Annotated in this window: 18 protein-coding genes; 15 read left to right on the forward strand and 3 right to left on the reverse strand. The window is 38.4% G+C overall.

The genetic code is table 11. The features are described from left to right. Window positions 1-10 precede the first annotated feature (10 nt). The 7 genes from fabV (at window position 11) to nqrF (ending at window position 7,375) form a co-directional block, all read left to right on the forward strand. Entirely contained in the window at window positions 11-1,201 is a 1,191-nt protein-coding gene (fabV, locus tag HII17_RS11465; protein WP_169075499.1) for an enoyl-ACP reductase FabV, read from the forward strand. A gap of 314 nt (window positions 1,202-1,515) precedes the next feature. Beyond that, complete coding sequence (locus HII17_RS11470) at window positions 1,516-2,853, forward strand: Na(+)-translocating NADH-quinone reductase subunit A (RefSeq protein ID WP_169075500.1); 1,338 nt, start codon at window positions 1,516-1,518, stop codon at window positions 2,851-2,853. Window positions 2,854-2,855: 2 nt separating this feature from the next. Further along, a complete protein-coding gene (locus HII17_RS11475; protein ID WP_169075501.1) occupies window positions 2,856-4,067 on the forward strand; it encodes an NADH:ubiquinone reductase (Na(+)-transporting) subunit B in 1,212 nt (403 codons plus the stop codon). Next, window positions 4,057-4,836 (forward strand): Na(+)-translocating NADH-quinone reductase subunit C, encoded by a 780-nt coding sequence (locus tag HII17_RS11480; protein ID WP_169075502.1) that lies wholly within the window; start codon window positions 4,057-4,059, stop codon window positions 4,834-4,836. Before HII17_RS11475 ends, HII17_RS11480 begins: the two co-directional genes overlap by 11 nt. Then, on the forward strand, window positions 4,836-5,459 hold the full coding sequence (locus HII17_RS11485; protein ID WP_169075503.1) for an NADH:ubiquinone reductase (Na(+)-transporting) subunit D: 624 nt from the start codon (window positions 4,836-4,838) through the stop codon (window positions 5,457-5,459). The genes HII17_RS11480 and HII17_RS11485 overlap by 1 nt, the downstream gene beginning before the upstream one ends. Before the next feature lie 5 nt (window positions 5,460-5,464). Next, window positions 5,465-6,088, forward strand: coding sequence for an NADH:ubiquinone reductase (Na(+)-transporting) subunit E (gene nqrE / locus HII17_RS11490; protein ID WP_169075504.1), 624 nt, complete (start codon window positions 5,465-5,467; stop codon window positions 6,086-6,088). 63 nt (window positions 6,089-6,151) lie between these two features. Next, a complete protein-coding gene (nqrF, locus tag HII17_RS11495) occupies window positions 6,152-7,375 on the forward strand; it encodes an NADH:ubiquinone reductase (Na(+)-transporting) subunit F (RefSeq protein ID WP_169075505.1) in 1,224 nt (407 codons plus the stop codon). A gap of 253 nt (window positions 7,376-7,628) precedes the next feature. Here the strand turns inward: nqrF and HII17_RS11500 are convergent, their stop codons facing one another. Further along, entirely contained in the window at window positions 7,629-8,825 is a 1,197-nt protein-coding gene (locus HII17_RS11500; RefSeq protein WP_169075506.1) for a PQQ-dependent sugar dehydrogenase, read from the reverse strand. On the opposite strand from HII17_RS11500, the gene HII17_RS11505 reads away from it, so the two are divergent. The 3 genes from HII17_RS11505 (at window position 8,795) to nqrM (ending at window position 10,849) form a co-directional block, all read left to right on the forward strand. Continuing rightward, entirely contained in the window at window positions 8,795-9,241 is a 447-nt protein-coding gene (locus HII17_RS11505) for a hypothetical protein (protein ID WP_169075507.1), read from the forward strand. The two genes, HII17_RS11500 and HII17_RS11505, sit on opposite strands and share 31 nt — an antisense overlap. A gap of 175 nt (window positions 9,242-9,416) precedes the next feature. Then, entirely contained in the window at window positions 9,417-10,466 is a 1,050-nt protein-coding gene (locus HII17_RS11510) for an FAD:protein FMN transferase (protein ID WP_235938712.1), read from the forward strand. A gap of 161 nt (window positions 10,467-10,627) precedes the next feature. Next, window positions 10,628-10,849, forward strand: coding sequence for a (Na+)-NQR maturation NqrM (nqrM, locus tag HII17_RS11515; protein WP_169075508.1), 222 nt, complete (start codon window positions 10,628-10,630; stop codon window positions 10,847-10,849). Window positions 10,850-10,853: 4 nt separating this feature from the next. Here the strand turns inward: nqrM and HII17_RS11520 are convergent, their stop codons facing one another. After that, a complete protein-coding gene (locus HII17_RS11520) occupies window positions 10,854-11,600 on the reverse strand; it encodes a hypothetical protein (RefSeq protein WP_169075509.1) in 747 nt (248 codons plus the stop codon). A gap of 243 nt (window positions 11,601-11,843) precedes the next feature. Between HII17_RS11520 and HII17_RS11525 the strand changes: the two genes are divergently transcribed. Together HII17_RS11525 and HII17_RS11530 are read left to right on the forward strand one after the other, a co-directional pair. Then, window positions 11,844-12,911, forward strand: a complete 1,068-nt coding sequence (locus HII17_RS11525; protein WP_169075510.1) for a PEP-CTERM sorting domain-containing protein — start codon at window positions 11,844-11,846, stop codon at window positions 12,909-12,911. Between the two features lie 242 nt (window positions 12,912-13,153). Continuing rightward, a complete protein-coding gene (locus tag HII17_RS11530) occupies window positions 13,154-13,948 on the forward strand; it encodes a tetratricopeptide repeat protein (protein ID WP_169075511.1) in 795 nt (264 codons plus the stop codon). 35 nt (window positions 13,949-13,983) lie between these two features. Here HII17_RS11530 and HII17_RS11535 read toward each other — a convergent pair whose 3' ends face one another. Next, complete coding sequence (locus tag HII17_RS11535) at window positions 13,984-15,945, reverse strand: winged helix-turn-helix domain-containing protein (protein WP_169075512.1); 1,962 nt, start codon at window positions 15,943-15,945, stop codon at window positions 13,984-13,986. 250 nt (window positions 15,946-16,195) lie between these two features. Between HII17_RS11535 and dinB the strand changes: the two genes are divergently transcribed. The 3 genes from dinB to HII17_RS11550 all read left to right on the forward strand — a co-directional run bounded on the left by dinB (window position 16,196) and on the right by HII17_RS11550 (window position 18,774). Continuing rightward, window positions 16,196-17,263, forward strand: coding sequence for a DNA polymerase IV (gene dinB / locus HII17_RS11540; protein ID WP_169075513.1), 1,068 nt, complete (start codon window positions 16,196-16,198; stop codon window positions 17,261-17,263). Between the two features lie 83 nt (window positions 17,264-17,346). After that, complete coding sequence (locus HII17_RS11545) at window positions 17,347-18,195, forward strand: MBL fold metallo-hydrolase (RefSeq protein ID WP_211185334.1); 849 nt, start codon at window positions 17,347-17,349, stop codon at window positions 18,193-18,195. 132 nt (window positions 18,196-18,327) lie between these two features. Continuing rightward, window positions 18,328-18,774 carry a regulatory protein RecX gene (locus HII17_RS11550; protein WP_169075514.1) on the forward strand — a complete coding sequence of 149 codons (447 nt, stop codon included), beginning with the start codon at window positions 18,328-18,330 and terminating at the stop codon, window positions 18,772-18,774. Window positions 18,775-18,783 lie beyond the last annotated feature (9 nt).

Genomic DNA, 18,783 nt, shown 5'->3' on the forward strand with positions numbered 1-18,783 from the left:
AGGTTTTCTTATGGTTATTCAACCGAAAGTTCGCGGTTTTATTTGTACGAATGCTCACCCAAAAGGTTGTGAAGCACATGTTAATGAACAAATTGCTTATGTAAAAAGCCAAACTCAAGCTGATAATAAACCTAAAAATGTACTAATTGTTGGTGCATCTACGGGGTATGGACTTGCTTCACGAATCACTTCGGCTTTTGGTAACAATGCAAAAACATTAGGTATTTTCTTTGAAAAACCGCCAACGGAAAGAAAAACTGCAAGTGCTGGTTGGTACAATACTGCGGCATTCCAAAAAGCAGCTGATGAGGCCGGTTTATGGTCTAAAAATATCAATGGTGACGCTTTTTCTCATGAAATTAAAGCAAAGGCGATTGATGTTATTAAAGAAGAATTGGGTCAAATTGACTTAGTTATTTACTCGTTAGCATCGCCACGTCGAACAGATCCCGATACTGGTGAAGTGTACTCATCAACGTTAAAACCAATCGGTGAATCTGTTACCACTAAAAACTTGAATACATCAAAGCGTGTTATTGATTCAGTGTCAGTTGAAGCAGCTAATGAAGAAGAAATTCAAGGCACTATTGATGTCATGGGCGGTGCTGATTGGGAATTGTGGATTAATGCATTAAACAATGCAGGAGTTTTAGCTGAAGGATTTAAAACAACAGCATACACCTATATTGGTAAGAAACTTACTTGGCCAATTTATGGTCATGCTACCATTGGTAAAGCAAAAGAAGATCTAGATAGAGCAGCAAAAGCGATCAATGACTCAACATCATCAATTAGTGGCCAAGCTTATGTAACATCACTAAATGCTGTTGTTACTCAAGCGAGTTCTGCTATTCCTATTATGCCGCTATACATTTCTGCAATGTTTAAAGTAATGAAGGCTGATGGTACTTATCAAGGCTGTATTGAGCAAATTCAGGACTTATTTAAAGAGAATTTGTTTGGTACTTCTCCACGACTTGATGAAGCTGGTCGACTTAGCCAAAACTACAAAGAATTAGCTGATAGTGTTCAAGATCGCGTTCAAGCTATTTGGGATAATGTTGAAACGGAAACTATTGACGAATTAACTGATTATGTCGGCTACCATGACGAATTTTTAAAATTGTTCGGTTTTGGTGTAGAAGGTGTCGATTACGATGAAGATCTGAGTCCGTTAGCTGAAATAAATAATTTAGCGTAATAAGTCTCATTTGATTGAAAAAGCCAGCAATTTTTATTGCTGGCTTTTTTATTTTCTGCACTTTTTTAGATCTTGACTAATATTTAAGCTGAAATCGTTTAAATTTGTAATGAAAAGTGTCGTGGTCGGATAGCATATTACTGTTTAATCGTGCTAAAATTCGCGGCTGAAATTTATAACTTAAGTCTGGTAACTTGTAATTTGAAAAAATTACATTGTTACTGAAATACACTGAAACTATTTACTTATGAAAGTGCTCTGCGTTTTTATTGGTATTTGGTTTTTATACTCCCGTCAAAGTAGTGCAAGTGTTTATGATTACAATAAAAAAAGGTCTGGATGTTCCTGTACAGGGTGCGCCCCAGCAAGTAATCCATGATGGTCCGTCCATCAAAACCGTTGCAACGCTAGGTGAAGAGTTTGTGGGTATGCGCCCTACTATGCATGTCAAAGTAGGTGACCGCGTTAAAAAAGGTCAGGTTCTTTTTGAAGATAAAAAGAATCCTGGCGTTAAATTCACAGCTCAAGCTGCCGGTGTTGTTATTGAAATTAATCGTGGTGAAAAACGTGTTTTGCAATCCGTTGTTATCGAATTAGATGGCGATGAGCAAGAAACGTTCAGCAGCTACACAGCAGGAGAGTTAGCCTCATTATCACGTGAAGACGTGGTTAAAAACTTAGTTAACTCAGGCCTATGGACAGCATTGCGCACACGTCCATATAGCAAAATTCCAGCTGTAGATGCTAAGCCAGAAGCAATCTTTGTTAGTGCAATGGATACAAACCCATTAGCGGCTAACCCTGAAGTAGTTATTAACGAGCAAAGCGAAGCTTTTAAAAATGGTTTGACTGTTTTATCTCGTTTAACTGAAGGTGAAGTATTTGTTTCTAAAGCACCAGGTGCCAATATTCCAACAAACTCAACTGAAAAAGTTAATGAGTTTGCAGGTAAGCATCCAGCTGGTCTTGTTGGTACTCATATTCACTTCTTAAAGCCTGTCGGCGCTGAAAAGTTTGTTTGGCACTTAAATTACCAAGATGTTATTGCATTCGGTAATTTATTCACATCAGGTCAAATCGACTCAGCTCGTGTAATTTCTTTTGCAGGCCCTGCAGTTAAAGAACCACGTTTAGTACGTACGGTATTAGGTGCAAACTTAACTGAAATTGCTGAAAGCAATATCGCCGATGGTGAAGTTCGTTTAGTTTCTGGTTCTTTATTACAAGGGCAGGCGGCTAAAGGGGTTCACGCATATTTAGGCCGATACCATGTTCAGGCAGCAGCGTTGCTTGAAGGTCGTGAAAAAGAATTTATTGGTTATATGATGCCAGGTGCTAACAAGTTCTCTGTAACTCGTGCGTACTTATCTCATTTAAGCCCAAGTAAATTGTTTGGCATGACAACGACAACTAATGGCTCATCACGAGCAATGGTACCAATTGGTAACTATGAGCGTATTATGCCGTTAGATATTTTACCTACCTTATTGTTACGTGATTTAGCTGCTGGTGATACCGATAGCGCGCAACAGTTAGGTGCACTAGAGCTTGATGAAGAAGATTTGGCCTTATGTACATTTGTATGCCCAGGCAAAACAGATTACGGTGTGCTTCTTCGTGATTGCCTAACCACTATTGAGAAGGAAGGTTAGACATGAGCTTGTTAAAGTTTATTGAAAATATTGAACCGCACTTTGAAAAAGGCGGTAAACATGAAAAGTGGTTTGCTCTTTATGAAGCAGTCGCCACTGGTTTATTTACACCTGGTTATGTAACCAAAGGCAAAACTCATATTCGCGACAGCATTGACTTAAAGCGTATTATGATCACTGTTTGGTTAGCGGTATTCCCAGCAATGTTCTGGGGTATGTACAACATAGGTTTCCAAGCAACAGAAGCATTAGCATTAGGTAGTACTTTACCTGACACATGGCAAGTTGCTCTATTTAGCTTGTTAGGTGGAGAGTTAAGTGCCGACTCCGGTTGGTTTACTATGATGCTCTACGGTGCCTGTTTCTTCCTACCAATCTACATGACAACATTCATTGTTGGTGGTTTCTGGGAAGTATTATTTGCTGCGGTTCGTAAGCATGAAGTAAACGAAGGTTTCTTTGTAACATCAATTCTTTTTGCGTTAATTCTTCCTGCAAGCATTCCATTATGGCAAGTCGCTATAGGTATTACTTTCGGTGTTGTAATTGCAAAAGAAATTTTTGGTGGTACAGGTAAAAACTTCTTAAACCCTGCATTAGCGGGTCGTGCGTTTTTATTCTTCGCTTACCCTGCAGAAATTTCAGGTGATGCTGTTTGGGTTGCTGTTGACGGCTTCTCAGGTGCTACTCACTTAGCTGCTGGTGCTGCTGCGCAAGTTGGTGCGATTGATTACTCAATGAATGCTGCATGGTGGGATGCTTTCTGGGGTTATGTTCCAGGCTCTGTAGGTGAAGTTTCTACTGCTGCTATTTTACTTGGCGGTGCATATATCCTTTATAAAGGTATTGCGTCTTGGCGTATCGTACTAAGTGTATTCTTAGGTATGGTAGCAACTGCTACATTGTTCAACATGATTGGTTCTGATACCAATGCTATGTTTGCAATGCCTTGGCACTGGCACCTTGTTGTTGGTGGTTTTGCCTTTGGTATGATGTTCATGGCGACAGACCCTGTAACTATGTCATTCACTAATACTGGTAAATACTGGTTTGGTGCGTTAGTTGGTGTGATGGTTGTTCTTGTTCGTGTTGTTAACCCAGCTTTCCCTGAGGGAATGATGTTAGCAATTCTATTCGCAAACTTATTTGCACCACTGTTTGATTACTTTGTTGTTCAATCAAACATCAAGCGGAGGGTTGCTCGTGTCAGCTAATAAAGAAACATTTGGCAAAACGGTTGGCTTCGTATTAGCTGTTTGTGTTGCATGTGCACTGTTAGTGTCATTTTCGGCAGTACAACTCAAGCCTTTACAACAAGCTAACAAGCTTTTAGATAAGCAAACAAAAATATTACAAGCAGCAGGTTTATTAGAAGCTGCTGACGGAAATATTGTTGCTACATACAATCAATTCGTTGAAGCGAAAATGATTGATCTAGATTCTGGTGAATTTATTGAAGGTAACCCTGATTTATTCGATGAACGTCGCAATTCACGCGATGTCGAAAAATCAGAAAAACCTAAAAATGATATCGCTGGTATTAATCGCCGTTCACATGATGCTGTAATTTACTTGGTACGTAATGGTGCAGGTGAAATCGATACAGTAGTTTTCCCTATGGTAGGTTCTGGTCTATGGGACTTAATGTATGCTTACGTGGGTGTTGAAGCCGATTTAAATACGATTAAAAACGTTATTTACACAGCAGAAATGAAGGAAACTCCAGGACTAGGTGCAGAAGTACTTAACCCTGCGTGGATAGCATTATGGCCTGGTAAGAAAATCTTTGATGACAAAGGTCAGGTACGTGTAGAGCTTGTTAAAGGTGGCGTAAAAGAAGGAAACCCTTCTGAAGCTTACCAAGTTGACGGTTTATCGGGTGCAACGCTAACGGCTAATGGTGTAACCAAAACGTTTAAATTCTGGTTTGGCGATGAAGGCTACTCTGCGTTCATTGATAAAAATCGTGGAGGGCTTAACTAATGTCAGCTGATACTAAAAAAGTATTAACGAGTCCAATCGTAGATAACAACCCAATTGCACTTCAAGTACTTGGTATTTGTTCTGCACTTGCGGTAACAAGTTCAATGGCTAATGCGTTAGTAATGACCTTAGCGGTTGTTTTTGTAACAGCGTTTTCGAACTTGTTTATCTCAATTATTCGTAACCACATTCCATCTAGCGTACGTATTATCGTGCAAATGGCGATTATCGCGTCATTAGTTATCGTGGTAGACCAAGTGCTAAAAGCATTCTCTTACGCGCTTTCGCAAGAACTTTCGGTTTTTGTTGGCTTAATCATTACTAACTGTATTGTAATGGGACGCGCAGAAGCATTTGCGATGAAAGAAAAGCCAGTTGTTAGTTTTATGGATGGTATTGGTAACGGTTTAGGTTACGGCTTCATCTTAATGACTGTTGCTTTCTTCCGTGAATTATTAGGTTTCGGAACTGTGTTTGGTATTGAAATCTTACCATTAATTCAAAACGGTGGTTGGTATCAAGCGAATGGTCTACTAGTACTACCATTTAGCTCATTCTTCATAATTGGTTTGATCATTTGGGCGATTCGCCAATGGAAACCAGAACAAGTTGAGAAGGACTAATCACGATGGAACATTATTTATCATTATTAGTTAAAACGATATTCATTGAAAATATCGCCTTATCTTTCTTTTTAGGTATGTGTACTTTCTTAGCAGTTTCTAAGAAAGTAAGCACAGCGATAGGTCTTGGTGTAGCGGTAGTTGTGGTACTAGGTATTGCAGTACCTGTTAACCAAGTCATCTATCAAGCGATTTTGGCACCTGGTGCGTTAGATGGCTTGATGGGCATCACTGACCCTACACAATCAATTGATTTAAGCTTCTTATCATTTATTACCTTTATCGGTGTAATTGCCGCGTTAGTACAAATTCTAGAGATGGTTCTAGATAAATACTTCCCGCCACTTTACAACGCATTAGGTATTTTCTTACCACTAATTACAGTTAACTGTGCGATTTTCGGTGCCGTGTCTTTCATGGTAGCTAAGAACTTAACGCTAGGTGAGTCTGTTGTTTATGGTATTGGTTCTGGTATTGGTTGGGCACTTGCTATTGTTTTATTAGCGGGTCTTCGTGAGAAGATGAAGTACTCAGACGTTCCAGATGGCCTTAAAGGTTTAGGTATTACGTTTATCACGACTGGATTGATGGCTTTTGGCTTTCTTTCATTCGGCGGTATTTCGTTATAATAAGATTAACGTAGAAGGCACTAACTATAGTGTCTTCTCCTAGAGAAGTGTAAGGAAAAGTCGATGGAAATAATTCTCGGCGTTAGCATGTTCACTGCAATCGTTATCGCTTTGGTTCTAGTGATCTTATTTGCTAAATCAAAGTTGGTTGCCGAAGGTGACGTGACTATTTCAATTAATGGCGATCCAGAAAAAGCAGTTACTACCGGTGCTGGTGGTAAGCTGTTAGGAGCGTTAGCTGACCAAGGTATCTTTATCCCGTCAGCATGTGGTGGCGGTGGTACATGTGGCCAGTGTCGTGTAGAAGTGCATTCAGGTGGTGGTGACATTCTTCCTACGGAATTAGGTCATATCACTAAACGTGAAGCGAAAGAAGGCTGTCGTTTAGCATGTCAGGTTAATGTAAAACAAGACATGGAAATCGAAGTTGAAGACGAGATTTTCGGTGTTCAGCAATGGGAGTGTGAAGTTATTTCAAATGATAACAAAGCAACTTTCATTAAAGAACTTAAGCTTAAGATCCCTGATGGTGAGTCTGTACCTTTCCGTGCCGGTGGTTATATTCAAATTGAAGCACCAGCGCATCACGTTAAATACAAAGACTTCGATATTGAAGAACAATATCGTGGTGATTGGGAGCATTTTGGCTTCTTCGATGTTGAGTCAAAAGTTGACGAGCCTACGCTTCGTGCATACTCAATGGCTAACTATCCTGAAGAAGAAGGCATTATCATGCTTAATGTGCGTATCGCTACGCCGCCTCCAGGTAAGTTACATTTGCCTGCAGGTAAGATGTCTTCATTCATCTTTAACTTAAAAGCTGGCGATAAAGTAACTATTTCAGGTCCATTTGGTGAGTTCTTCGCGAAAGAGACTGATGCTGAAATGGTATTTATCGGTGGTGGTGCTGGTATGGCACCGATGCGTTCACATATTTTCGATCAGCTTAAGCGTCTTAAGTCTAAGCGTAAAATGTCTTTCTGGTACGGTGCACGTTCTTTACGTGAAATGTTCTATGAAGATGATTACAACATGCTTGCAAATGAAAATGACAATTTCGAATGGCATGTGGCTCTTTCAGATCCGCAGCCTGAAGATAATTGGGATGGCCTAACTGGCTTTATTCACAATGTTCTTTATGAAAACTACTTGAAAGATCATGAAGCGCCAGAAGATTGTGAGTACTACATGTGTGGTCCACCAATGATGAATGCTGCCGTTATTCATATGCTTAAAGACTTAGGTGTTGAAGACGAAAACATTCTTCTAGATGACTTCGGTGGCTAATTTTAAGCTTTTGCTTACCTGATGACTTAATTGCGTTGTCGTGAATGCTCATATACATTTGTATGCTGCGCGTTCACTCCTAGCACTAACATCATCATATAGCGCAATAGCCTTAAAATTTAATCGAACAAGAATATTGTCATTCAGGCGTAGACCGGAATTTCAAGAATAAAAAAAGAGCGGCTTAGGTCGCTCTTTTTCATTTAGTGCCTGTCATTAATGAATATATATTACTTAGCTAAACCTGTCGGTCTTAGTTAGCAGTGATAAACAATAGTTCTGCATTTTTGCCGTCGGTTAAAACGGCGATATCTCCATTTTTTGTGACAAATACATCTCTTAATCTACCGTTTATTTCTGGAAATACATGCGTTCGAGTGAATTCTTGATTATTTAGGTTTACTGCATATATCTTTTTGTCTACTAATGTGGTGATTAATACATGCCTGCGTAGAGAAACAAAACTCGATTGAATAGAGCCATAATAGGCCATACCTGATGGAGCGATTGAAGGAGTCCAGTCTATAGTTGGCAGTCTCATTCCTTCGTATGCTGTAAAAGGAGAAATGCGAGCCCCTGAATAATCTTTTCCAAAGGTGATTACAGGCCACCCATAGTTATTACCAGAAGTTAAGTAATTTAACTCATCACCACCAGCTGGACCGTGTTCGTGACTGACGATTTGTTTACTGTCATAGTCATATACCAGCCCTTGCGGGTTACGGTGGCCTAGCGAAAAAACTGCATGTGCGGCTGGGTTTTCATGGTTAGCAAATGGATTGTCTTTTGGGATAGTACCATCTAAATTAATGCGTAATACCTTGCCAAGTTGACTGGTGATGACTTGCGATTGTTCTCGGTAGTCAAATCCATCGCCACTAGAAAGTAAAAATGTATTGTCGTGAAGTACTAAAGCTCGACCCGCATAGTGTTGTGGTGTTCCTTTACTTGTTGCTACTTGATAGATAATTTCTGGCTTGGAAAATACATTGCCATCAAAAGTGGTTTTGGCAACAACTAATCGGTTTGACTTAAGCTCTCCTTGGGCATAGGTTAGTAGGATTTCACTTGATTCATTAAAGTTAGGTGATAAAACAATATCCAATAACCCTCCTTGACCTGCAACATAAAGCCCTTCAAATTCCAATTTTACTCTTGTCTGCTTTGCTCCCTTTACGATGACAATATGGCCATCACGCTCTGTGATTAACCAAGTATCGTTAGGTAATTGCACCATACTCCAAGGTGAATGCAGCTTAGTGGCTAATGTTTTTAACTGATAGGTCTCATTAGGCAGGGCGGAAACAGCTTTTAGAGAAAACAAAGCAACTAATGAAGTGGCAACTAAAAGGATAAATTGTTTAAGCCAAGTCCCTTTGATAGGGTAGTAAAAAAGCATTACTTTAATTTGAGATAACCATGCAATTTTTGAAACGGTTCTTGCCTTCATTTTTAGTATCTTGGTTGCTTACATTCACGCTAGCTAGCTTGTTCCATAGCCAATATGTTGTCAATCAATTAGTCGATGTTGGCACAGTGGTAACTTTCGATAATCGATTAAGTTTGATGTTAGGTGACTGGCTAGGTTTACTACCGACTTATGGCATCATTATCGCTGTGGCATTTTTACTTGCTTTTTTTATCGCGGCGGCAATCTATCGAAAGCTTGGTAAACACTATATTCCTTTGTTTGTGCTTGCAGGCATTGCCTCATTTACAATGATGTTAACGGTAATTGAGTCGATTATGAATATTCATATTATTGCAGGGGCTAGAGGTTGGGGTTTTTATGCGCAACTTTTAGCTGGAGCAGTGGGCGGGTTTGCTTTTGCAAATTTTACCAAAGTTAAGATTATCTATAAATGATTTAAGAGGCCCAAATTCACGTCTAGTTGGTGATGTATGCCGCCAGTTAATTTGACACTTTGATCGATCAAGTTTGTTTTAAATAAGTACAATAAATTGCTAATTAGAAAGTGAGTATATTGTCCGCGACAAACTGTTATTTTGCCAGTATTTTTGAATCAATAGATTTGTTAGAATGGCGCCAAAATTTTTACTGACTAACCTTCACATGGCTAAAGTTTATTTTTCAATTGCGCTGACGTTTTTCCTTACAGCGTGCTTTCCTGCTAAAGAGCCAGGTAGTGCCCAAGAATTTCACCTTCAAGGCCACACTATGGGCACTACATATAATATCAAAGTAGTTGCTAAAGAAGCTGAATACGATTTAGTCAAGTTACAAGCTGATATCGATGCGGCGTTGGTTCAAGTGAATAATGAGATGTCGACTTACCAAAAAGACTCTGAAATCACTTTATTCAATCAAAGTAGAGGCGCTGAGCCAATGGCAATCTCAGCAGGCTTTAGAACCGTATTAACTGAAGCATTAAGGTTAGGTGATATTACCGGTGGCATGCTTGATATCACTGTTGGGCCTTTAGTCAATCTATGGGGTTTTGGCCCTGATTATCAACCAGAACGTATACCAAATAGTGAAGAGCAGAAGGTTGCACGTGCCCGTATTGGTTTAGATAAAATTATATTAAATGAGCATGGTCTAAGTAAGACTCAAGCTGATGCATATATTGACCTTTCTACTATCGCTAAAGGTTGGGGGGTCGATGTAATCGCTGATTTGTTACAATCTAAAGGTATTTATAACTACTTAGTTGAAATTGGCGGCGAAATGCGCCTGAAAGGTTTTAAAGCCAACGGTACACTTTGGACAATTGCCATAGAAAAACCTATTACAAATGACCGTATTGCTCATCAGTTCGTAGTTCCTAAGGATAATGCTGTAGCAACATCCGGCGATTATCGTAATTATATTGAAGTAGAAGGTAAGCGTTTCTCGCATATCATTAACCCAAACACTGGTCTGCCTATCGATCATAAGCTAGTTTCCGTAACTGTCCTTCATCCGTCTTCTATGACAGCAGATGGACTATCTACAGCAATTATGGTGATGGGACCTGAGGCTGGTTTGGCGTTTGCTGAACAAAATGATTTAGCTGTAATGATGATAGTTAAAACAGCTAATGGTTTTGAAGAGATTAATACGGTAAAATTCATGCCTTTCCTGAAGTAATCAGTGATTCAGTTGCTAATGGTTTAACTTCGCTGTCGAAAGTACTTATTTACATTTGTAAATTAGACGCTTTCTCGTAGAGCTAAAATCATTACCGTACGAATAATTAGATTAAATCAGTTAGGTTTACACTATATTTTATCTTTGCTTGGATTTTTTTGATGGCTGTTTTCTTAATTACACTTGGTTTATTTTTATTAATCGCACTAGGGATGGGTGTCGGTTATATCTTCCAACAAAAATCATTGGCCGGTAGTTGTGGTGGTTTAGGTACTCTGGGTATCGACAAAGCTTGTAACTGCGATAATCCATGTGAAAAACGCAAAGAGCGTGAACGCGTTGCTGCCGAGAAAGAAAACCAGATAGACGTTAAAAACATTTAAATTATTATTGCCTAGTGAGTTCTACTAAGGCGGAAATATCTCCAGATGTAGGTAGATTTAGGTAGTTATTATAATTCGCGAATATAGCGTCTTTTTGTACTTTGTTTATATAATAATCAAGGTCGTTTTTTAAGATCTTACCTACCGGAGAATTTGAAACGGCCATTGATGCAGCTGTAGTGGTTAATTGTTGATAGTAAACTTGTTTATAGCCGGTAGTTTTAAATGTCTCTACCACTGCAATTCGCTCAAAAATAATACCATCGATACGATTAAGGTTTAGCATTTGAGTTAATTGATTTAAATGGGTTACCTCTACAAAATTTTTCCTAGGAATATCGAGTAATTCACTGAAAAAGTCTGCATTTCCTGTAGGGACACCTATATATATTTCTTTGTAGTTAGCTGCTTTACTTAGGTCATTAACAAATATATCGACACTTACCGGAAGTTCCCAGGCTAATTCATCAGCAAATTGATAAAACTCGTCTGTTTCATTTCCTTTAGGAGTTAATCCTATTAACTGAGCTCTATCGCCTTGTAATTCTCTCTTAGCACGAGCATAAGTCGTGATCGATATGTCGAATGTATAATTTGAAATACTTTCAATCTCTTTAAGTAAATTAACAACCATTCCTTCACCATGCGAGGTAACAAGTGGAGGAAATGCTTCTAGTGCTGTCGTAACTCGAGATTTCTCAGCAAAAACGGAAGTGCTAATACATAAAATGACAATCGCTAAAAACTTCATCTAATTACTTTCATCGTTACAGTCGTTAATTATTTAACTTAGCACGCCAGTAACTATCTGAAAAGTTGTCTATTAACAATATCTTAACTGGTTGATATCTGTCTGGTTTATTTACATTGTAAATATCTTCATTATTTTGATAAATGTAGGTGGTTGTAAAGTAAAGAAAAATAATTGCTGGCTTACTTTATGCTGGAGCTGTAAGAAAAATAATAAGTTAATAAGATTCAGAAGGTTAAGTATATGAAAAAAATAATAAAAGTTTTTACCTTGTTATCTACTTGTGTCGCGATGTCTTGTGCACAGGCAGGCTTAGTTACTCAACACACTTCAGCCCAAACTTTTCAACGAACTTGTCCAGGGTTAGCTGATCCTGATTGGCAAAACAATTGGGGCCCTATTGTTAACTGGTTTTACGGTGGACAAGAAGGGAGTGACAATGCTGATTTGATGTGTCACTTCAACGGAGGAAATCAAGAAAGATTTTTCAATGCAGATGGCTCTCCTAAAGACCCTAATTGGCGCTATGATGAAAATTGGCCGAAAGATAGCGGTGGCAATCCTATTGAAGGAGGAGGTGCTTTCTCTATTGATGAAGTAGGTACACTAGAGATTATAGGTTCAGCAGGACCTGAAACAGAAAGAGTTATTGGCGCGGTAGATGGTAAGTATTATGCACAAATTATTTTAGATGAAGATAATTTAGGCTTACCAGAAATTAAAGCAATGTCAGATTCGGAATTATTTGAACGTAATTCAGTAAATGCATTTGCAGCGACAGAGTACTTGTGGACTGGTGCCAGTGAAACTCTTGAGTTTACGGCTGATTATGATTTCTTCACTTCTGGTGGAACATGGCAGTATGGTAACGCACCAGCTATCGACGATTATACTTTTATACTCGGTATGGGTGTTTCAAATGACATGGAATTTGATGTTGCACAAGTATTCCCAACAGACTGGGGAAATATTATAGAGGAAAATTATATTGATACTCGTGATGGTGCCGAACCAGCAGGCTCTTTAAATAACCCTAATGAAGGTTCGTTTACAATTTCTTTTGATGTAAATGATGGAGATAGGTTTTTCCTTTGGGGGTATTTACAAGCATTTGGCTTAAATGGTGGTTTTACCGATGCAAGTCATACGCTGACAAGTGCACTCGCGGTAGAAAACAAAACACCAGAGCAGAGCGCTGCTATTTTTCAGACATCACTCAGTGCTGCGCCACCTACGTCTGTACCAGAGCCAAGTTCATTGATACTCGCCTTCTTAGGTTTATTAGGTTTAGCTGCACGTAAGAAATATTAACGTTAACTACTTTATCAATATAAGGCTTCTTTGGAAGCCTTTTTTGTTTGTACCATCATGGAAATCTTTTTTACATCTATTGCGTAAGTTAGCTTGTTAATTTGTAGTTTAAATGTTGGTTATTAGAAAATGTTAGATGTTATTATCAGTTATTAATTCTAATGTGCTTTAAAGTTAACTACCGTTTTTACAATAAGTCGTAAGTTGTTTATTCAGCTCATTAAATGATAAGGAAAGCTAACATGCTAAAATCGCTCTTTTGTTCTCTAGCGTTATTCAGCGTAATTTACGCAAATAATGTTCACGCAGCTAAAGTTAAAGAATGCCAAACTGAGGTGTGTGTAAGCTATTTCAATCAATACAAAGCTGCCGCAAAAAGAGGCCATGGCGAAGCAATGCACTTTTTAGGTGAGCTGTACTATGCAGGATATGGCACACAGCAAAATATTGAGTTGGCTTTGTACTATTTTAAGAAAGCAGCGAAAGGAGGAGTTGTCGCAGGGCACTATAAAGCAGGGCTTGTTTATTTAAGTCACCCTAATTTTAAGAATGTCGATAAAGGAATTCGTTACTTAGAAACTGCTGCGCGGAAGAATTTTAAAAATGCTAATTTCTTATTAGCTATTATCTACATAAACAAACAGTTTGGTTTGTTAAACCTTCAAAAGGCCGATGCTTATTTAGCTAAAATATACTTAGATAGACACCCCGATGTTCCAACCTTAATTGAATATATTGAGGAGGAAAAGTCGATAAATGAGTCGTCTTTTCCCAGGCTATATCAAGTAATGTCACAACAACCGTTGCAAAAGAGTGCACAAGGAAAGTTAGCGTGGCCAATAGATCAAGTTGAAGTTATAACTATCACTTCACCTAAAGTAGAAGAAGTATTGTCGGAACGGTTAGTCTTATTTAGACGCCCAACGAAAGCGCTAGGTTCAAGACTACCGAATAACGCCTGCAATAATCGCTTTGGTTGTTATTCTGCTTTTGGTTTCGACAGTCTTAGAGACTTCCCATTTTTAACAATAAACTAAGCTTTTGCTAACAAGCCCCCTGAGTAAAAGGAGCGTTATTTAACTTTACTCAGTTTGATGATTTTATTAGCTATTTTTTTATTTTTGATCTGAAGGCAGTGACCGGCAAGAGAAAAGCTTACGCAATTTAATGTTGTTAACGTATTGACCCGTTCACCAGTTTCTATGTCTAGTGCGTCAGTTGATTGGTGAGAGAATATTATTAACTTCTGATAAACCGAAAATGTACTCGCGTTTGGAATATATTGCGTATTAGGAATCCTAACACTGCTCTCATTATTATAACGCCATAAACCATTTTCACTTGCTTTACTGAAGATGATTTCGGTATCAATAAGGCGGTAATAACTTCCTTCAGAAATAACAAGGTCAATAGTTCTACTATATAAGTTGTATTTAAATATACTGCTTGTAGAGTTTTGTTTTTTGACGAAATAGATATAACCATCATTTATGGCAGGTAAAGTTCCTTCATCAATAAAACCAACAAGCGAGGGTTGCTTAGCATCATTAAAAGTAAAAATGCTAATTCCTGTGCTTTCTTCTATCGCCAAAATATTGTCTTGCAAGCTAATATCAAAACTTTTAACCCGTTCTTTGAGTTGGAAGTGTGTGAGCTGTTTCATGGAATTTTCTTGTAACGAGTGAAGCCACACTTGCTCATTTCCTGAGTAGTCTGAAATAAAAGCAATCTGATTTTCTGTAACAAATAACGGCATATCAATTTTGGCGCGCGATAATTCAAATAATTGTCTATTTTCTGATGTCTTTAAATTATGTAACCAAATTGCACTTTCTTCTGTACTTCCCTCTAAAACTATTAATTCATTGGTAGCCGAGGTGGTTGGACTATAAATAGATGAAGTGAATTTGGTTTGATAGTCGATAAGCTGTTTAGTCGTAATATCATAGTAAGTTAGCTGTCCCCAGTAATTGATAAAGCTAAGTCTTGAGTTAGAAAGCGCTACATTGTTCAATGGTATTTCGAGCTCTATTGTCCATATAGGACTGCCTATTGCTTCAGTGTTAAATAGGGAGATTAATGTGCCTTTAGTCTCTGTCTTACTTAATGAAGCAAGGTATTGTCGATTAGGGCTTGTCACGAATTTATAGGTGTTGGCCTGAAACTGGTTATCTCTTGTCCCATGAGAGTTATTAGTTAATAGACTACTGAACTGGTATAACTCAGCCGCTGGAGCAATTTGTTGGGTATTTTCGCTTTGATGACAATTTGATAACGGAATCGGTGGTGAAAGCTGATCAGAGTTCAATATCGCTTTGAAAATTTTACATGTCTGATTCTCATGCGCTATAAAAAGTATTTCATCATCTGTATGCCAACTTGCCGCAAGAATCTCTAGCTCGCTGCTTTTTAGATCGATATGCTTATTATCTGTAAGTCGCTTTAATCGAATATATAACTTGCTACCACCTAAGTTTTCGGCCAAATATAGCAGCCAATTACCACTTGGATTGACCGAAATATCTGATTTTTTTGTTTCAAAATCAACGAATACTACCGGCGTTACTGTTTGTTCCTCTGCTAAGTTGTGAGCAGTGGTATTGGTTAGCCAAAAATAACTTGCTGCGAGGATCACTAGAGCACATAGCAGGAACAATAAGCGATAATTCAGCCAAGCCTCGTCTTTTACTGGCTGTTTATTCACTTTCTCTGTTGGTAGCTGCTCTACCGAGCCAATAAATTGATAGCCTCTTCGTGGTACTGTTTTGATAAATTTCGCTTGTTCTGGGTTGTCGCCTAACTTTTTTCTAAGCGACGAAATCACTCTCATTAACGAGTGTTCCATAACAATGGAGGTAGGCCATAAGTCCATTAAAGTTTGTTTATGAAGAACTTGCTGACTATGTTGAATAAAAAAGGAGAGAAGCATGGCTTCCAAGTTATCTAACTTGATGGGTGGTGTGTTTTCATTCTCTTTTGTAAGCGCTTGTGCTGCAGGCTCGTATACCACTCCATTAGACAACCTAAACTTCATCTAGCGATCCATGTTAATTGTTCTTCTCATTTTTAACTTAACATGTAGTTAATCAGCTGAATAGCTAGTGAACGGCCCTATTTTGTAAATATGTAATTAAACAGAGACAGATGTTAAGAAGGGAAGGGTAGATATTAAATAAAGTTACATTTGTACAGAAACCAAAAGAAGAGTTTCTGCCGGAGACTTTTTTATTGCAGCATTATTATTAATCTTTATACTGTTTAAATATACAGTTTGGTTTGGTGTTATGAAAAAAATTATCCATATCGACATGGATTGCTTTTATGCACAGGTTGAGATGCGTGACAATCCAGAATATCGCGAAATTCCTTTAGCTGTAGGTGGCGAGGGTAAACGAAGTGTGCTTTCAACTTGCAATTATTTAGCAAGGAAATTTGGCGTGCGCTCTGCTATGCCCGCAATAAAGGCTAAACAGCTTTGTCCTCATTTAAAAATTGTCCATGGTCGTATGCAGGTGTATCACGAAGTTTCGATGCATATACGAGAAATATTTAGTCGCTATACTCAATTGGTAGAGCCATTGTCATTGGATGAAGCATTCCTTGATGTCACCGACTGTTGTTTATTTAATGGCAGTGCGACCTTAATCGCGCAGGATATACGTAACGCCATTTGGCATGAACTTCAATTAACCGCATCTGCAGGAATTGCTCCTAATAAATTTTTGGCCAAAATAGCGTCGGATGAAAACAAACCCAATGGTCAATGCGTTGTTTCACCAGATAAAGTCAACGAGTTTATCGAGGTGTTGCCGTTGAGGAAAATACCAGGCATTGGCCCGAAAACCAGTGAGAAACTAGCTAGCTTTGGTGCAACGACCTGTGCTGATATCCGTGCGTTGTCGATCAAAGAGTTAACACCATTAGTAGGAAGCTTCGCAGAGCGTTTGTTTAATTATAGTTTTGGGGTGGATAACCGAGAAGTTAAGGTGAATCGTGTTCGTAAATCGGTTGGTGTAGAACATACCTTTGCTGATGATCTAGTGACAGTTGAAGAATGTATCGCACAAATACCAAAATTAATAGACAAAATGAAACAGCGACTGCAAAAACATCAAGATAGAGTCATTGCAAAGCAAGGAGTTAAAATAAAATTTGCTGATTTCACTTTAACGACAATGGAGCAGCAATCTTTAGCACTTGATGAAGATGGAATGAAGAACTTGATGGAGTCGGCCTTTCAACGTGGCAATGGCAAAACAGTGAGATTGTTAGGTGTTTTTGTGGCATTCGCCGAATTACCAAACGATCAGGAGGGTGATGAACGTCATCAGCAGTTAGGCTTTGTGTTTTAAATTGATAATAAATTTACTGCTTGTATATCCATCCTTTTTTGCCATAAAGTCTTAGCTCTCATTCAATTAATAAGAATTAAACAATGAAAAAGCTGAGCTCAATCTTATTACTGTCTCTATTCTCTTTTCAGGCTATTTGCGATAGGTATGCTGATGTTGAAATTAAAGTTACACAGGTGGCGGGCCAAGTTTATATGCTTAAAGGGGCTGGTGGGAATATTGGCGTCTTAGCTACCCAAAAAGGCTTAATGTTAGTTGATGATCAGTTTGAGCCATTAGCTGAAAAAATTGAACAGGCAATGAAAAGTATTGTTGATAAAGATTTAAAGTATGTAGTAAATACTCACTATCACGGCGACCATACGGGTAGTAATAGCTACTTTTCACATAAAGCACCAATATTTGCTCATAATAATGTCAGAAAGCGCTTGGCTAGTAACGATAAACTAACATCAGACGCTTTACCTGTAGTGACTTATGAACAAGGTGTAACAATTCATTTAGAGCAAGAAACTGTTCAGCTTACCCATTTACCTTCAGGACATACCGATAGCGACACTGTTGTTTATTTCAAAAATGCGAATGTACTTCATACCGGCGATTTATTCTTCGAATTAGGATTCCCTTATGTAGACACAAAAGGGGGAGGGACAGTTGATGGCTATTTAGCTAATGTTGAATATATGATTGCTAATTATCCTGACAATGTTGCTATTATTCCTGGCCATGGCAAATTAACCGATAAAGCGAGCTTAAAACAGTTTGCAGATATGATTCGAGAGTGCATTAAGCTGGTTACTGAGCAGCTCGCTGTCGGTAAATCAGAAGAAGAAATTTTGACGCAAGGTGTAGCAGAGAAATACAAGCATCTTTCATGGCACTTTATTACTGAAGAGCGTTGGTTAAAAACCTTAATCAAAGCCTATCAATAACAAATTTTCGCGATTCAGTTCATTACAAGTGATTGAATCGCGTTTTCCCTTTGAATTCTCCACAAAATCACTACACATTACAGGGCGTTTATAGGTAGAATACCGACTATTATTTGTCTAGCCTCAGATTCGTTGAATAAAGAAATATTACATTCAGCTATTGGTTTGCTATCTCGCCGAGAGCATTCGGAAAAAGAGTTAACCCAAAAGCTGAAAGTTAAACAGCATCCACTTGATGAAATTGCACCTGTAATTGATTATTTAGTTGAGAATAATTATCTATCTAATATCCGATTTGCAGAAAGTGTGATCCGAAATAAAGTGAATCGTGGTTACGGTTGGCAATATATAAAACAAGCGCTCAAATCCAAAGGTATAAAGCGCGAGATTTACCTGGCGGTCCTCGAAGAACAATCCATCGATTGGTACCAGCAGGCACAGGAAGCCTACCAAAAACGCTTTGGTTCTAGTGAAATTCTAGATCAAAAAGATAAAGCGAAAAGGTTAAGATTTTTACAATACCGCGGCTATTCCATTGATGAATGTATGGCGGCATTGAATACAGATTACATAGATTAAAGTTGGAAT

Source organism: Thalassotalea algicola (genome assembly GCF_012932965.1).
In the GTDB taxonomy this organism is placed as follows: domain Bacteria; phylum Pseudomonadota; class Gammaproteobacteria; order Enterobacterales; family Alteromonadaceae; genus Thalassotalea_F; species Thalassotalea_F algicola.

Excerpts from the sequence above, each read along its gene's own strand:
- fabV (WP_169075499.1), top strand. The coding sequence starts at position 11 with ATGGTTATTCAACCGAAAGTTCGCGGTTTTATTTGTACGAATGCTCAC.
- HII17_RS11470 (WP_169075500.1), top strand. The coding sequence starts at position 1,516 with ATGATTACAATAAAAAAAGGTCTGGATGTTCCTGTACAGGGTGCGCCC.
- HII17_RS11475 (WP_169075501.1), top strand. The coding sequence starts at position 2,856 with ATGAGCTTGTTAAAGTTTATTGAAAATATTGAACCGCACTTTGAAAAA.
- HII17_RS11485 (WP_169075503.1), top strand. The coding sequence starts at position 4,836 with ATGTCAGCTGATACTAAAAAAGTATTAACGAGTCCAATCGTAGATAAC.
- nqrE (WP_169075504.1), top strand. The coding sequence starts at position 5,465 with ATGGAACATTATTTATCATTATTAGTTAAAACGATATTCATTGAAAAT.
- nqrF (WP_169075505.1), top strand. The coding sequence starts at position 6,152 with ATGGAAATAATTCTCGGCGTTAGCATGTTCACTGCAATCGTTATCGCT.
- HII17_RS11505 (WP_169075507.1), top strand. The coding sequence starts at position 8,795 with ATGCAATTTTTGAAACGGTTCTTGCCTTCATTTTTAGTATCTTGGTTG.
- HII17_RS11500 (WP_169075506.1), bottom strand. The coding sequence starts at position 8,825 with ATGAAGGCAAGAACCGTTTCAAAAATTGCATGGTTATCTCAAATTAAA.
- HII17_RS11510 (WP_235938712.1), top strand. The coding sequence starts at position 9,417 with ATGGCGCCAAAATTTTTACTGACTAACCTTCACATGGCTAAAGTTTAT.
- nqrM (WP_169075508.1), top strand. The coding sequence starts at position 10,628 with ATGGCTGTTTTCTTAATTACACTTGGTTTATTTTTATTAATCGCACTA.
- HII17_RS11520 (WP_169075509.1), bottom strand. The coding sequence starts at position 11,600 with ATGAAGTTTTTAGCGATTGTCATTTTATGTATTAGCACTTCCGTTTTT.
- HII17_RS11525 (WP_169075510.1), top strand. The coding sequence starts at position 11,844 with ATGAAAAAAATAATAAAAGTTTTTACCTTGTTATCTACTTGTGTCGCG.
- HII17_RS11530 (WP_169075511.1), top strand. The coding sequence starts at position 13,154 with ATGCTAAAATCGCTCTTTTGTTCTCTAGCGTTATTCAGCGTAATTTAC.
- HII17_RS11535 (WP_169075512.1), bottom strand. The coding sequence starts at position 15,945 with ATGAAGTTTAGGTTGTCTAATGGAGTGGTATACGAGCCTGCAGCACAA.
- dinB (WP_169075513.1), top strand. The coding sequence starts at position 16,196 with ATGAAAAAAATTATCCATATCGACATGGATTGCTTTTATGCACAGGTT.
- HII17_RS11545 (WP_211185334.1), top strand. The coding sequence starts at position 17,347 with ATGAAAAAGCTGAGCTCAATCTTATTACTGTCTCTATTCTCTTTTCAG.